Below are 14,220 nucleotides of genomic sequence, written 5' to 3'. Positions count from 1 at the left end.
GGGGCCATGTTCACCATCGGAGACTTCGCCAGACTCGGCCGGGTGTCGGTGCGGATGCTGCGCCACTACGACAGCATCGGCCTGCTGCGCCCCGCCAGCGTCGACGCGCACACCGGTTACCGCTTCTACCGGGCCGACCAGCTGCGTCGGCTCAACCGGGTGATCGCCCTCAAGGAGCTGGGCCTCACCCTGGAACAGGTGCGCGCGATCCTCGACGACGCCGTCGACGTGGCCGAGCTGCGCGGCATGCTGCGGCTGCGCCGGAGCCAGCTGGCGGAGCAGTTGGCCGCCGACACGGCCCGGTTGGCGGCCGTGGAGGCGAGGCTCCGAATGATCGAGTCGGAGGGTCGGATGACCACCCAGGACGTCGTACTCAAGGAGATCGCACCGGCCCGCGTCGCGGAGCTGACCGCCGTCGCGGCCAGTTACCAGGGCGAGGACATCGGACCGGTGATCCAACCGCTCTACCCCGAGCTGTTCCGGCGGTTGTCAGCGGCCGGCGTCAACCCGAGCGGGCCCGCCGTCGCCTGGTACGAGCCCGCCGACGCGGGCGGCGACGCCGTCGTCGTCCACGCCGGGGTGCTCGTCGACGCCGAGCCGGCCGCGGCACCCGACGTCACGGTGCGCGACCTGCCGGCGCTGCGCAGCGCGGCGACCATCATCCACCACGGTGCGATGGCCGACGTCGAGCCGAGCATGCAGGCGCTCGCCCGGTGGATCGAGGAGAACGGCTACCGCACCGACGGTTTCGCCCGGGAGGTCTACCTGGACTACTGCGCGGACACCCCGGAGAAGGGCGTCACGGAGCTTCAGCTCGCCGTGTACCGCGACTGAGCCGGCCGCCGCGCACCGGATCGTCCCGTACCGGCCGGCGCTCAGCTCACCAGCAGCAGCGCGCCGACCGCGCCGAGCGTGCCGGTGACCGCGAGCAGCGTGCTGGTCAGCACGAACCGGGTCACCGGCACCGTGACCCGGGCCGCCCGGCACCGCTCGAACCACAGCAGGGTCGCCAGCGACGCCCAGGGTGCGGCCAGCGGGCCGATGTTGGTGCCGATCAGCAGGGCCAGCAGCCGGGTCGCGTCGCCGCCCGGCAGCACCGACTCGCCGGCCAGGTAGGCCGGCAGGTTGTTCAGCGCGTTGGCGAGCAGCGCTCCGGTGCCGCCGGCGCGCAGCGCGCCGAGCGCCCCACCGTCGGCCCCGAGCAGGGTGCCCACCAGGTCGTCCAGCCCGTGCCGGCCGAGGGTCTGCACCACCAGGAACAAGCCGGTGACGAAGAGCAGGAGGCGCACCGGCACCAGCCCCGGGCGCAGCGTGGCGGGGGAGCGGACGACGAACCCGACCAGCACCAGCGCCAGCGCGACGGTGGACGCGAGACCGATCTCCACGCCGGCGAGGATCCCGCCGATGAAGAGCAGACAACCGGCGAGGGCGGTGCGGTGCAGCACCGGGTCCGCCGGCACGTGCGCGGCCGGCGGGACGAAGCGCCCCCCGGCCGGTTGGTCCCGCCGCCACCAGGTGAACCAGAGCAGCGCCATGGTGACCGTCACCGCCACCAGCTGCGGCAACGCCATGCGGGTCGCGTACGTCAGCGGCGCCAGCCCGACCCGGTCGGCGGCCAGCAGGTTGGTCAGGTTGGACACCGGCAACAGCAGACTGGCGGTGTTCGCCAGCCAGACCGTGGTGACCGCGAGCGGGCCGGCGGGCACGCGCAGGGTGCGCGCCAGCGCGAGCAGGACCGGGGTGAGCAGCACGGCGGTGGTGTCGAGGTTGAGCACGAGGGTGGTCAGCGTCGCCAGGCCGCCGCAGAGCAGGAACAGCGCCGCCCACCTCCCCCGGGAGGCGATGGCCAGTCGGCTGGCCAGCACGTCGAACACACCGGCCACGGCAGTCAGCTCGGCGAGCACGATGACGGTGCCGAGGAAGAGCAGCAGCGGCAGGATCCGGTGCAGCGTGGCGGTGGTCTCCGCGCGGGGCAGCAGCCCGCTCAGCGCGCAGGCCGCGCCGACCACGGCGAGGACGACCGCCACCAGGTCCAGGGGGTGGGGTCGCCAGCGGGTGGTCGGCTCGGGTGTGGCGGGCGGTGCGACGGCGGCAAGCTTCACGTCTGACCACGTTGACACGGTGGCGGGTCTGCCGCCCGCGCTGGCGCCGTCGGGGTGACCAGTGCCACCAGCGCGGGCCCGACGAGGTGCAGCGCGGTCGACCAGTCGCGGCGCTGCGGCACGGCGATCCCGACAGACCGGCCCGGGATGGGAGACAACCGACGATCGACCCCACCGCGTCCGATAGGTATGCGCAGGATCCTGCCGATGAGCTGAGCGGCGGGCCCTCTCGAACAGGGCCGGACCCGGCCCCCGGAGATCGGGGGCCGGGCCCGGCTGCGGGCTCGGTGCCTACCAGCCCAGGTAGCTGGGCTGGGTCTGCACGTTGAGCTCCTGGTAGCGGGTCAGCTTGGCCGTCCAGGTGCGCCAGTCGTTCAGCTCCAGGACGTCCAGGCCCTTCACCATGTCGTTGGAGTAGATGTGGCCGTTGTAGTAGTACGCGGACCAGGTGCCACCGCCGACGGGCCGGTCTGCCGAGAGCGGGCCGCGCTCCCAGAAGGCGATCTCCTTCGGGTTGGCCGAGTCGGTGAAGTCCCAGACCGAGATGCCGCCCTGGTACCACGCCTGGACCATGATGTCCTTACCGAGCACCGGGATCAGCGAGCCGTTGTGCGCCACGCAGTTCTCGGTGTCGGCGTTCGCCCGGGGGATCTTGTAGTAGCTGCGGAAGGTCATCTTCCGGGCGTTGCCGCGGCCGCTGATGTCGTAGATGGCGTCCGCGCCCCGGTTCGGGCCGACAGCCTCGTTGCAGGTCGCCGCGCCGCCGCCACCCAGCTCGTCGGTGAAGATCACCTTGGTGCCGGCGTTGTTGAAGGTGGCCGAGTGCCAGAACGCGAAGTTGACCTCGTCACGCACCCGGTTGATGACCCGGGGCGCTTCCCGGTTCTTGATGTCGAGCAGGATGCCGTCACCCATGCACGCGCCGGCGGCCAGGTCCTTGGCCGGGTAGACGGTGATGTCGTGGCAGCCGGTGGTCGCCGAACCGGTCTCACTGCCCGGGAAACCGCCGTCCGGGAAGAGGTTCGGGGCCGCGATCACCGCGGCGTCGGTCGGCTTCTTCAGAGGCACCTTGATGATGGAGATGGAGTCGTGCGGGGGCTGGCAGTCCGGGAACTCGGCCCGCGGGCTGTACGACGAGACGTACAGGTAGATGGCCTTGCGGTCCTTGCCCGGCACCAGCGTGTGGGTGTGTGAGCCACAGGCCGTCTCGACGGACTTGATGTAGCGCGGGTTGGCCTTGTCCTTGATGTCGAAGACCTTGATGCCCTCCCACGAGCCCTTCACGTCCGCCCCCTGCGCGGTGCTGTTGCAGGAGTCGTCGCTGCGGGACGAGTCGGTGGAGAGGAAGAGCAGGTCACCGTGGACGGAGATGTCGTTCTGCGACCCCGGGCAGAGGACCCGGGCCTTGACCGTCGGGGCGCTGGGCCGCGAGATGTCATAGATGACGAAGCCGTTGTAGTTGCCGGCGAACGCGTACTTGCCCTGGAAGGCGATGTCGCTGTTGGTCGCGTCCAGTGGGGCGACCTTGGGCACGTTGGCGATCTGACGCAGGTTGGGGCTGCTCACGATCTCGTCGACGCCGGGGATCGTGTTGGTGAGCGCGGGGGCTGGGGCCGCCTGCGGCACCGTCTGGGCGTTGCTCGCCGGGGCGACGAGGGCGCTGGCGACGAGGAGGCCGGTCGTGGCGAGCGCCACGATGCGCAGTTGTCGTAACCGTGGCTTGTGGAGTCTGATCATCGGCGGGGCCCTTCGCAAGGGGGAGACGATGGCTGACACGTTACCGCTCGACGAAGAACGTCGATGTGAGCTGGATCACATGAATGTGGGTTCTTCAATGGATAGCATCGCGGTGACCTCGACTGCAGGGAGTGGCCCATGACCAACCGGCGCGCACGCACCCTGGCGATCGTCACACTCGCTGTCGCGTTGCCGCTGGTGGTGTTCATGATGATCCGCCTCGACGGCGACACCGGCACGCGGGCCGCGCAGCCGGTCTCCGCGCCCGCCCCCGCGACCGCGTCGCCGACGGTCAGCCCGGTCCCCACCGACCTGACCGTCATCGCGCCCGGCCGCCCGGGCGAGACGGCGGCCACCCGGCCGGCGCACGAGGTCCGCGACGTCGGCCCTGCCCCGCACAACTCGCTGGACGTCTGGTTCGTCCGGATGATGATCCCGCACCACGCGCAGGCCCTGGCGATGGCGGAGCTCGCCCCCGACCGGGCCGCCGACCCCGACGTGCGGGCCATCGCCGAGCGCATCCGGGCCAGCCAGGGCCCGGAGATGGGCATGATGCGCGGCTGGTTGCAGACCCGCGGCCTCCCCGCGGAGGTCCAGGGGCACGACCACGGCACCATGCGCGGCATGCAGTCACCCGAGGCGATGGCGCAGCTCGCCGCGACCCGTGGCCCGGACTTCGACAAGCTCTTCGTCCGGATGATGACCGAGCACCACCAGGGCGCCATCGAGATGGCCACCAACCTGCTCACCGTCGGCTCCGACCTGACGCTCAACGAGTTCGCCAACGCCGTCGCCACCGAGCAGACCGTCGAGATCGACCGCATGCGCGAGATCCTCGGCTCCTGAGCCCGGGCGCGAGGGGCCCGGGCGCGCGGGGCGCGAGGGCCGCCCGTCCCGGCACGTACGCTGGGTGACCGTGAGACGCACAGTGCTCGGCCGCTCGCTGCGCGGCGTCGCCTTCGACGTGGCCGTCGCCGCCCTGGTGGTGCTCGTCTCGCTGGCCGCGGCGGTGAGCCAGCCGGGCGGTTGGGCGGCCACGGCGGTCGGCGTGGGCATGGCGGTGGCGCTGCTGTTCCGCCGCACCCACCCGGGCGTGGTCACGGTGGCCGTCGCGGTGCTCGCTCTCATCCAGGTGGTCGCCCGGTGGGGTCCGCTCATCTACGACGTGGCCGTCCTGATCGCGCTCTACAGCGTGGTGAAGTACGGGCGGCGGCTACGCGACGGCGTGCTGGCCGGCGCGGTCGCGGCCGTCGGGGTGCTGCTGGCCGCCGCGCAGACCCCCAACGTCATCCAGTGGTGGGTGACCGCGCTGTGGTACGCGCTGGTCACCGGCGCGGTGTGGTTGGTAGCGCTGAACGTGCGCACCCGCCGGCTCTACGTGCTCAGTCTGGAGGAGCGGGCCGCGACCCTGGAACGCGAACGGGAGGCCGAGTCCCGGGCTGCGGTCGCCGAGGAGCGCACCCGGATCGCCCGTGAGCTGCACGACGTGGTCGCGCACAGCATGGCCGTGATGATCGTCCAGGCGGACGGTGCCCGGTTCATGCTCGACCGTGACCCCGCCCAGGCGCGTACCGCGGTGAAGGTGGTGGCGGACACCGGCCGGCAGGCCCTCGAAGAGATGCGCCGGCTGGTCGGGGTCCTGCGCGACGCCGGCCCGACCGGCGGGGACGACGACGCAGCGGGGCCGGCGGTGGCGGCCGACCCCGAGCACCGGCGCCTCGCCCTGGCCGAGCTGCCCGACCTGCTGGCCCGGTTCGCCGACGCCGGCCTGCACGTCCGCAGCACCGCCACCGGTACGCCACCGACCCTGCCGCCGGGCCTGGAGCTGACCGTCTACCGGGTGGTGCAGGAGGCGCTGACCAACGCGCTCAAGCACGCCGGGGTCGGCGCCAGCGTCGAGGTCGTCCTGTCGTACACCGTCGAAGCCGTCGTGGTCCGGGTGGTCGACGACGGTCGCGGCCGCCCGCTGGTCAGCCCGGCGCCGCCCGGCGGTCACGGCCTGCTCGGCATGCGGGAGCGGGTGACGGTGTACGACGGCAGCCTCACCGCCGGCCCCCGACCGACCGGGGGCTGGCAGGTCGAGGTTCGGCTGCCGCTACCGTCGGAGCCGGCAACGGAGGTGATCGCGGCATGACGGTCCGGGTGGTGATCGTGGACGACCAGGCGCTGGTCCGCGCCGGGTTCCGGATGGTGCTGGACTCCCAGCCCGACCTTGAGGTCGTCGGGGAGGCGATCGACGGCGCGGACGCCCTGCGGGTGCTCGCCCGCACCGAGGCCGACGTCGTCGTGATGGACATCCGGATGCCCACCATGGACGGGGTGGAGGCGACCCGGCGACTCTGCGCCGAGCGGCCCGCGGACGGGCCCCGGGTGCTGGTGCTGACCACCTTCGACACCGAGGAGGACGCGTTCGCCGCCCTACAGGCCGGGGCGAGCGGATTCCTGCTCAAGAACGTCCCACCGGAGGAGCTGCTGGCGGCCATCCGGGTGGTGGCCCAGGGCGACTCGGTGGTGGCTCCGTCGATCACCCGGCGTCTGCTGGACCGGTTCGCCGGGCAGCTCGGCGCCGCCCCGAGCGGCGACCCACGGCTCGCCCAGCTCACCGAACGGGAACGGGAGGTGCTGCTGCTGGTCGCCCAGGGGCTGTCCAACGCGGAGATCGCCGCCCGGGTGCACGTCGCCGAGGCGACGGTGAAGACCCACGTCGGGCGGATCCTGGCCAAGCTCCAGCTGCGCGACCGGGTCCAGGCGGTGGTCCTGGCGTACGAGAGCGGGCTGGTCACGCCCGGCGGATGACCCCGCGTACGACCTGGGTCGTAGCGGACGGCGGGCGCACCGCGACCCCTGGCGCAGGCAGGTCGAGCGCGCAGGTGGAGATCGATTCAACGGTGCCGGCCATAGCGTCGGAGGGGTCCGATCCGCCACCCGCACCGGGAGCCCCGCATGATCCGCCTGACCCTGCGCTCGTTGCGTGCCGAGGCGCTGCGCATGCTGCTCTCGGCGCTCGCCGTCGTGCTCGGCGTCGCGTTCGTCGCCGGCACGATGATCTTCGTCGACGGGATGCGGACCGGCGCGTACGAGCGGGCCGGCACCTTCGACCGCCACACCGACCTGGGTGTCTACTCGACCGGCCGGGAGGTGTTGCCCCCGGCCCTGGTCGACCGGGTGCGGGCGGTCGACGGGGTGGCCGCCGCAGCCGGTGAGCTGACCAACACCGCCGGGATCGTCGGCGCAGACGGTCGGCCGGTGCTCGGCTTCACCATGCTCGTCGCCGTCCCCACCGAGGACGCGCTGCGCTCGTACGACGTGGTGGCCGGCCGGTTGCCCGACCGGGCCGGTGAGGTGGTGCTCGACGCGCCCACAGCGGCCGAGCAGGGCTTCGGGCTCGGCGCGACGGTCCGGATCGGTGCCACCGGCGGGGCGGCCCGCCCGTACACGCTGGTCGGCACCGTCGACGTGGCCGGCACCTCCCGCGACGTCGGCGGTCCGTTCGTCGGCCTGGTCGGGCCGGACGCGCTGGCCCTCACCGGCGAGCGGGGCTACGGCCGCGTCATGGTGGCGGCCCGCCCGGGCGCCGACGTCGCGGCGCTGACCGAGCGGGTACGCGCCGTGGCCGGCGCCGAAGCCACGGTGAAGAGTCGCCAGCAGATCCTCGACGAGGCGGTGCAGGAGGCGGTCCGCAACGTGGACCAGTTCCGCATGCTGTTGTTGATCTTCGTGGGGGTCGCGATCGTGGTGGCCGGCTTCGTGATCGCCAACACCTTCGCGATCGTGCTGGCACAGCGCACCCGACGGACCGCGCTGCTGCGCCTGATCGGCGCCACCCGGGGGCAGGTCTTCCGGTCCACAGTGCTGGAATCGGCGGTGCTGGGGTCGGTCGCCTCCGCGCTCGGAGTGCTGATCGGGGTGGCCCTCGCCGGTGCGATGCGGCTCCTGCTGTCCCGACTGGACGTACCGGTCACCGGCGGCCTGACCGTGACCGGTTCGACGGTCCTGACCGGCCTGCTGCTGGGCACCGGCCTCACCGTGTGCGCCGCCCTGCTCCCGGCCTGGCGGGGAACGCGGATCGCCCCGGTGGCCGCGCTCACCGACGCCGCGGTGCAGCCCAGCCGGGGTGCCGGTCGGCTCCGGCTGACCGCCGGCGCGGTGGTGCTCGCCGTCGGGGTCGCCGCGCTGGCCGGTGCCGCCAGCGCGGGGCAGTTGCTGCTGGTGGCGGCCGGCGGGGTGCTCAGCTTCTTCGGGATCGTGCTGTTCGGGCCGGTGCTCGTCCCGGCGCTGGCCCGGGTGTTCGGCTGGCCGGTACGACGGGTGCTCGGCACCCCCGGTGAGCTGGCGGTCGCGAACACGGTGCGCAATCCGCGGCGGGTCGCCGCGACAGCCACCGCACTGGTGATCGGGATCGGACTGGTCTCGGCGTTCATGGTGGGCGCGCGCAGCACCAAGGACGGCATCGAACGCAGCGTCGACGCCCAGATCGGCACCGACTTTGTGGTCAGCGGAATCGGACAGGACCTGCCGGCCGCGCTCGTCGGTGAGCTCACCGCCCGTCCCGAGCTGGGGGTGGTGCACGAGCAGCGCAGCGTGGTCGTCGACGACGTCGAGATCCGCGCGGTCCACCCGGCGCTGGTCGCTCGGACGCTGAGCGGGGTGCTGGCCGGCGACGCCGACCGTGTCGGTCCGGGGCAGGTGCTGGTGCACAGCGAGTTGGCGCGCTCCCGTGGCTGGCAGGTCGGCTCGCCGGTGACCGTCGCCGGCCGGTCGTTGCGGGTGGCCGCCGTGGTCACCGACGACACCCCCGGCGGTGCGGTGCCGGCGGGTCACGTCATCGACCTGTCCGATCAGGACTTCGCCGCGCTCTTCCCCGCCCAGCGGGGCTACCTGGCCGAGATCGACCCCGCCGCCGGGGTGAGCGCCGATCAGGCCCGCGCGGCGATCACGGCCGTGCTCGGCCGGTACCCGACGGTGAACCTCATGGACCAGGGCGCATACAAGAAGATGCTCACCGGCACCGTGGACATGCTGCTCGCCTTCGTCACCGCGCTGCTCGGCCTGGCCGTGGTGATCGCCCTGGTCGGCGTGGCGAACACGCTGAGCCTGTCGGTGCTCGAACGGACCAGGGAGAACGCCGTGCTGCGGGCGGTCGGGCTCAGCCGGGGGCGGATGCGGGCCGTGCTCGCCGTCGAGGCGGTGCTGATGGCGGTGGTCGGCGCGGTGCTCGGCGTCGGGCTCGGCACCGGGGTCAGCGCGTCCACGATGGCCCTGCTGGACCGCCTCGGCGGCGACTTCCAGGTGGTGCTGCCGTTCGGTCAGCTCGGGCTGATCCTCGGCGTGGCGGTGCTGGCCGCCCTGCTCGCCTCGGTGCTGCCGGCCCGCCGGGCCCTGTCCCGCCCGGTCGTCGAGGCGCTCGCCGACCAGTGACCGGCCGGGTTGTCGGCAGTGGCACCGGACGGACATCGCCGGCCGGTCCCGCCCTCTTCCCCGGCGGCGGGACCGGCCAGCGGTGCCGGGTCTACAGGCGCTCGACCATCGGGCCGACGCACCGGTTGCGGGTGTCGAAGACGTAGCGGGCGTGCGTGACCACGAGGTCGTAGTCGAAGACGTCATGGTCGGTGACCACCACCACCGCGTCGGCCGCGCGCACCTCCCGCTCGGTGAGCCCGACCATGGTGACCCCGCCGGGGAACTGGTGCGCCTCCGCGTACGGCTCGACGGCGTGCACCTCGGCGCCGAGGGCCTGCAACCGTCGCGCCACGTCGACGGCGGGGGAGTCCCGCATGTCGCCGGTGTTCTTCTTGTAGGCCAGACCGAGCAGCAGCAGCCGGGCGCCTCTGGCGGCCCGACCGTCCCGGTTCAGCCCCGCCATGATCCGCTGCGCGACGTGTTCGGGCATCTCGTGATTGACGTCGTTGGCCAGCTCGATGAACCGGAACTGACGCCCGAGGCGGCGCTTAACCTGCCAGGACAGGTAGCACGGGTCGATCGGCAGGCAGTGCCCGCCCACGCCGGGGCCGGGCCGGAACGGCAGGAAACCGAACGGCTTGGTCGAGGCAGCGTCGATCGCCTCCCAGACGTCGATGTCCAGGTGGTGCGAGAGCATGGTCAGCTCGTTGATCAGCGCGATGTTGACCTGGCGGAAGGTGTTCTCGATCAGCTTGGTCAGCTCGGCGACGCGGGTGGAGTCCACCGGCACGGTGCGTTCCACGAGGCGCCGGTAGAACTCGTCCACCCGGGCCAGCGACGCCCCGTCCACACCGGAGACCACCTTCGGGGTGTTCTCCAGGCGCCAGGTCGGGTTGCCCGGGTCGATCCGCTCCGGGCTGTAGCCCAGGTGGAAGTCGCCGGGGCTGGTCAGCCCGCTGGCCGACTCCAGCAGCGGGCGCAGCAGCTCCTCGGTGGTGCCGGGGTACGTGGTCGATTCCAGGATCACCGTGCAGCCCGGGCGTACGTACGGGCCGATGCCGATGCCGGCCTGCTCGACGAAGCTCAGGTCGGGGGTGCCGTCGCGCAGCGGGGTCGGCACCGTGATCACGCAGATGTCGAACCCGTCGGCGTCGGTGTATTCGGTGCTGGGGTGGTAGCGACCGCTGCCCAACGCCCGGCCCAGCCGGTCGGCCGGGATGTCCTCGACGAACGACTCGCCGGAGGCGAGACGCTTCACCCGGTCGGCGTCGACGTCCAGCCCGACCACGTCGAGCCCCGCCTCGACGGCCCGCATGGCCAGTGGCAGTCCCACATACCCCTGACCGATGACGACCAGCTTTTCAGCGCTCACCCAGGCTCCCGCAGCAGATGGTGTAAATGGCCTGCTGAGAGCCTAGAGGCGTCTTCGGTGACGTAAGTCCGTTTTGGGGATATCGGTGCCGGTGGGACTGTGGGGACGTCGACGGCGCGCGGCTCAGCCGCCGGCCGGCACCTCCGGGTCCGCCGGCGCGCTCGTGGTCGTGGGCGGCGTGGTCGGCGGCGTCGGATCGGTCGGTGGCGGGCTGGTCGGTGGCGCGCTGGTCGGCGGTGCGCTGGTGACGACCGCCGTCGGCGTCGGCGAGGTGGCGGTCTGGCTCGGCTCCAGGCTCGGCGTGGCCGAGACCGAGACCGACGGTGAGTTGTTGGGTGCCCGTGGGCGGTCGGGTCGGCCCGGGTCGACGCTGGTGATCTGTTCGTTGGCCGCGGGCAGGTCCACGGGACCGCTCGGCGCCACCGTCGGCGCGGTGGTCGGCAGATGGACCGCCGGATCGTCGCCCACGTGGCGCTGCGCGGCCAGTGCCGCACCGAGCCCGACCAGCGCGACAAGCATGGCCGCGGCCGCACCGACCAGCGGGCCTCGCCGCCGCGCCAGCCCTGACTCGTTCGCCACCGCCGCGCCCACCGGCACGTCGGTGCGGGTGCCCGGCCCGGCGTTGCGCAGCGCGACAGGGGTGGCCATCGCCGTCGGTGGCTCGCCGTCGGTGACCGCCGTCCGAGCGGCCTCGGCCATCGCCGCGCCGCTGGTGAACCGCTCCAGCGGATCCTTGGCCAGGGCCCGCGACACCAGGGCGCGGACCGCCTCCGGGATGTCGTGTGGCAGCTCCGGCGGCTCGTCGTCCAGGTGCCGGACGGCGACCTGCAATGGGTTGTCGCCGGTGAACGGCGGACTGCCGGTCAGGCAGCAGTAGGTGACCGCGCCCAGGGCGTAGATGTCGGTGGCGCCGCTGACCGGCCGACCGGCCGCCTGCTCGGGAGCCATGTAGAGGGCGGTGCCCGGCACCGCGTTGGTGCTGGTGATGCTGGTGATGTCGGTGGAGCGGGCCACGCCGAAGTCGACCAGGACGACGGTGCCGTCCTCCTGCACCAGCAGGTTGCTGGGCTTGACGTCGCGGTGCACGATGCCGCCGCGATGGGCCGCGTTGAGAGCTGCCGCCGCCTGGGCCACGATCGACATCGTCTCGGCCACGTCGAGCCGCCCGGCCGCCTCGATCCGCTTGGACAACGGCTCACCGGCGACGAACTCCATGACGAGGTAGTCCGCCCGGCCACCGTCAGGCAGGTCGTCCGCGCCGCAGTCGAAGACCTGCACGATGCCGGGGTGCCGCAGCGCCGCCATGATCCGGGCCTCGGCGCGGAACCGGGCGATGAAGTCCGGGTCGGAGACCAGCGCCGGCAGCAGAACCTTGACCGCGACCTGTCGGCCGAGGATCAGGTCGGAGGCACGCCAAACGTCGCCCATGCCGCCCGTGGCGACACGTTCGTCCAAGCGGTAGCGACCGCTGAGCACGACCTCCGATGACAGCACCGCCTTACCGTACCTAGCGCGGCTCGGGCCGGCGCGCCGTGGCAGGGCCGCCGTGTGGCTGGTTCAGGTTGGCTGATTCGCTGTGACCTGTGTGGACGCTCACCCTTGGTGACGCAGCGGATATGTGGTGTCACGAAAAGCGACAAATTCCGTCGTTCAAGCCCTTAACGGTGGCAAGAAACCGCCTCCGAACGCGGTTCGTGTTCCCTGCTCACCGGCCGTTACCGCGACGCGCCGCCCGGCAGGACTGAGAATTGTCACTCTTCCGTGACACGACGCCGACTTGTCGCGTCGTGAGCCCCCTCCTAGCGTTAGCCCCGGCTCGGGCCCTCCCGGCTACCTCGGCGGGCAGCGCGCCGATCGACCCCCTGGCGTCGGCCCCAAACACGCCGCCCCGACAATCGTGGTCGCGGGCACAACGAGAGCGGCGGAGGGCGGTGCGGGCGTGGTGCTGAACGGGCGGACGACTCGTACCCACTGCCGTGCCCCGGTGCCGTTGGTCGGGCGGGTCCGCCCCGGGCGATGCGTGGGCCGCGGATGACCGACGACTTGTCGGAGGTGGTGAGCGCCGCGCAGGCCGGAGACGAAGAGGCGTTCCGCTTCCTCTACCGCAGCCTCCAGCCCGGGCTGCTGCGGTACCTGACCGCCATTGTCGGGGCCGACGCCGAGGACGTCGCCTCCGAGACCTGGCTGCAGGTCTCCCGTGACCTGCCCGGCTTCACCGGCGGCGAGTTCCGGGCCTGGACGGTCACCATCGCCCGGAACCGCGCCATGGACCATCTCCGCCGGATGCGCCGCCGCCCCTCGCTCCCGGTCCCGGTGCAGGCGCTCGTCGATCTGGCCAGCGACGCGGACACCGCCGAGCGGGCCAGCGAGACGATCGGTACCGAGACCGCGCTCGCGCTGATCGCCACCCTGCCGCCCCGGGAGGCCGAGGCGGTCCTCTTGCGGGCCGTGATCGGCCTGGACGCGGGATCCGCCGGCCGGGTGCTGGGCCGCCGCGCCGGTGCCGTGCGGACCGCCGCTCACCGGGGTCTACGACGGCTGGCGGTGCTGTTGGAGCGGCAGAGCCCGACCGGGTCGCCGGTCGCGACCGAGGGGACGCCGCCGCGTGCGGGCAGCGGCCCCGCCCGGCGGGCACCGCAGGCCGAACCGGCGGACGGCTGACGTGAGGGGACTCCCGATGAACCCGTTCCGGCGGGCCGACCACGCCGACAGCGAGCGGCTGCTCGACTCGGCCCGCACCCGGCTGGACACCGCGCCGGCCCAGCGTCACTCCGCCACGCCCCCGGACGCGACCGCGCCCGAGGCGTACGCCACCGGCCCGAACGTGCCCCCGACCGAGCCGGTGGCCGCGTTGCTCGCCGCCGCTGCCGGGCCGGTCCGTGCCGGCGAGCTGGCCGGGGAGGAGGCCGCGCTGGCCGCGTTCCGGGCCGCCCGGGCCGACCCGGCAGCAGCCGCGCCGCCGCCGACCCGTCGTCGTCGGATCCGGACCGGCGTGGTGGCCTGGATCGGCGCGGTGGCCGCCACCGCCACCGCGGGGGCCGCCTTCGCCGCGGTCACCCGGGACCGGGCACCGGACCCCGTCGCGCCGGCCCCGTCAGGCTCGTCACCGTCGCCGCAGCCGGGCACGTCCCGGTCGGACGAGTCAGGTCGGTCGGTGGCCCCGGGCGTCCCGTCGCCGGGCGCGTCGTCGTCCGTCACCGCCACGCCATCGGCCAGTCCCGCCCTCGCCAACCAGCTGCCCGGAATGTGCGGCGCGTGGCGGGCCAAGAAGCCCGACCAGCGGGAGAAGGCGCTGCGCACGCCGGGCTTCCACCCGCTGGTGACCGCCGCGGGCGGCCCCGCCGACGTCGAGGCGTACTGCCAGCGCCTGGTGCCGGAGACGAAGCCGTCCGAGTCGGCGAAGGCCACCCCGTCCGAGTCGGCGAAGACCAAGCCGTCCCCGGCGGCGAAAGCCCCGCCGTCACCACCGCGACCAGGCCATCCCACCGGCGGCTGAACAGTAGGCGGCCGAGACGGTTTGGTTCCGCCCTGCGCCGGAAATTCGTCTGTTAGACAGAGATTGGCGGCACGCACGCCCACCGACGGTGTCGGTGGGTGGGTTTACGGTGG

At 73.0% G+C, this 14,220-nt stretch carries 11 protein-coding genes; 7 read left to right on the top strand and 4 right to left on the bottom strand.

Translation table 11 applies throughout. From position 1 onward, the window contains the following. Window positions 1-6: 6 nt before the first annotated feature. Window positions 7-834, top strand: a complete 828-nt coding sequence (locus QCZ28_RS29275; RefSeq protein WP_279519637.1) for a MerR family transcriptional regulator — start codon at window positions 7-9, stop codon at window positions 832-834. Window positions 835-875: 41 nt separating this feature from the next. Here the strand turns inward: QCZ28_RS29275 and QCZ28_RS29270 are convergent, their stop codons facing one another. After that, window positions 876-2,102 carry an SLC13 family permease gene (locus QCZ28_RS29270; protein WP_279519636.1) on the bottom strand — a complete coding sequence of 409 codons (1,227 nt, stop codon included), beginning with the start codon at window positions 2,100-2,102 and terminating at the stop codon, window positions 876-878. 291 nt (window positions 2,103-2,393) lie between these two features. Next, complete coding sequence (locus QCZ28_RS29265; RefSeq protein WP_279519635.1) at window positions 2,394-3,839, bottom strand: hypothetical protein; 1,446 nt, start codon at window positions 3,837-3,839, stop codon at window positions 2,394-2,396. Window positions 3,840-3,977: 138 nt separating this feature from the next. Here QCZ28_RS29265 and QCZ28_RS29260 point away from each other — a divergent pair, with 138 nt between their 5' ends. The 4 genes from QCZ28_RS29260 to QCZ28_RS29245 all read left to right on the top strand — a co-directional run bounded on the left by QCZ28_RS29260 (window position 3,978) and on the right by QCZ28_RS29245 (window position 9,257). Further along, the gene (locus tag QCZ28_RS29260) at window positions 3,978-4,685 is read left to right on the top strand and encodes a DUF305 domain-containing protein (protein ID WP_279519634.1); all 708 of its coding nucleotides are present in this window, start codon (window positions 3,978-3,980) and stop codon (window positions 4,683-4,685) included. A 64-nt stretch (window positions 4,686-4,749) separates the two neighbouring features. Next, window positions 4,750-5,973, top strand: coding sequence for a histidine kinase (locus tag QCZ28_RS29255; RefSeq protein ID WP_279519633.1), 1,224 nt, complete (start codon window positions 4,750-4,752; stop codon window positions 5,971-5,973). Beyond that, a complete protein-coding gene (locus QCZ28_RS29250; RefSeq protein ID WP_279519632.1) occupies window positions 5,970-6,635 on the top strand; it encodes a response regulator transcription factor in 666 nt (221 codons plus the stop codon). The genes QCZ28_RS29255 and QCZ28_RS29250 overlap by 4 nt, the downstream gene beginning before the upstream one ends. 147 nt (window positions 6,636-6,782) lie before the next feature. After that, complete coding sequence (locus tag QCZ28_RS29245) at window positions 6,783-9,257, top strand: ABC transporter permease (RefSeq protein ID WP_279519631.1); 2,475 nt, start codon at window positions 6,783-6,785, stop codon at window positions 9,255-9,257. A gap of 91 nt (window positions 9,258-9,348) precedes the next feature. On the opposite strand, the gene QCZ28_RS29240 is transcribed toward QCZ28_RS29245, so the two are convergent. Next, a complete protein-coding gene (locus tag QCZ28_RS29240) occupies window positions 9,349-10,611 on the bottom strand; it encodes a nucleotide sugar dehydrogenase (RefSeq protein ID WP_279519630.1) in 1,263 nt (420 codons plus the stop codon). A gap of 123 nt (window positions 10,612-10,734) precedes the next feature. Continuing rightward, window positions 10,735-12,105, bottom strand: coding sequence for a serine/threonine-protein kinase (locus QCZ28_RS29235; RefSeq protein ID WP_279519629.1), 1,371 nt, complete (start codon window positions 12,103-12,105; stop codon window positions 10,735-10,737). Between the two features lie 537 nt (window positions 12,106-12,642). Here QCZ28_RS29235 and QCZ28_RS29230 point away from each other — a divergent pair. Together QCZ28_RS29230 and QCZ28_RS29225 are read left to right on the top strand one after the other, a co-directional pair. Then, complete coding sequence (locus QCZ28_RS29230; RefSeq protein WP_279519628.1) at window positions 12,643-13,272, top strand: RNA polymerase sigma factor; 630 nt, start codon at window positions 12,643-12,645, stop codon at window positions 13,270-13,272. 16 nt (window positions 13,273-13,288) lie between these two features. Then, window positions 13,289-14,107, top strand: a complete 819-nt coding sequence (locus QCZ28_RS29225) for a hypothetical protein (RefSeq protein WP_279519627.1) — start codon at window positions 13,289-13,291, stop codon at window positions 14,105-14,107. Window positions 14,108-14,220 lie beyond the last annotated feature (113 nt).

The sequence above is a fragment of the Micromonospora sp. DH14 genome (assembly GCF_029809455.1).
GTDB lineage: Bacteria > Actinomycetota > Actinomycetes > Mycobacteriales > Micromonosporaceae > Micromonospora > Micromonospora parva.
Note: the sequence above shows the minus strand (reverse complement) of the source record. Positions and strands in the feature narration are given on the sequence as shown.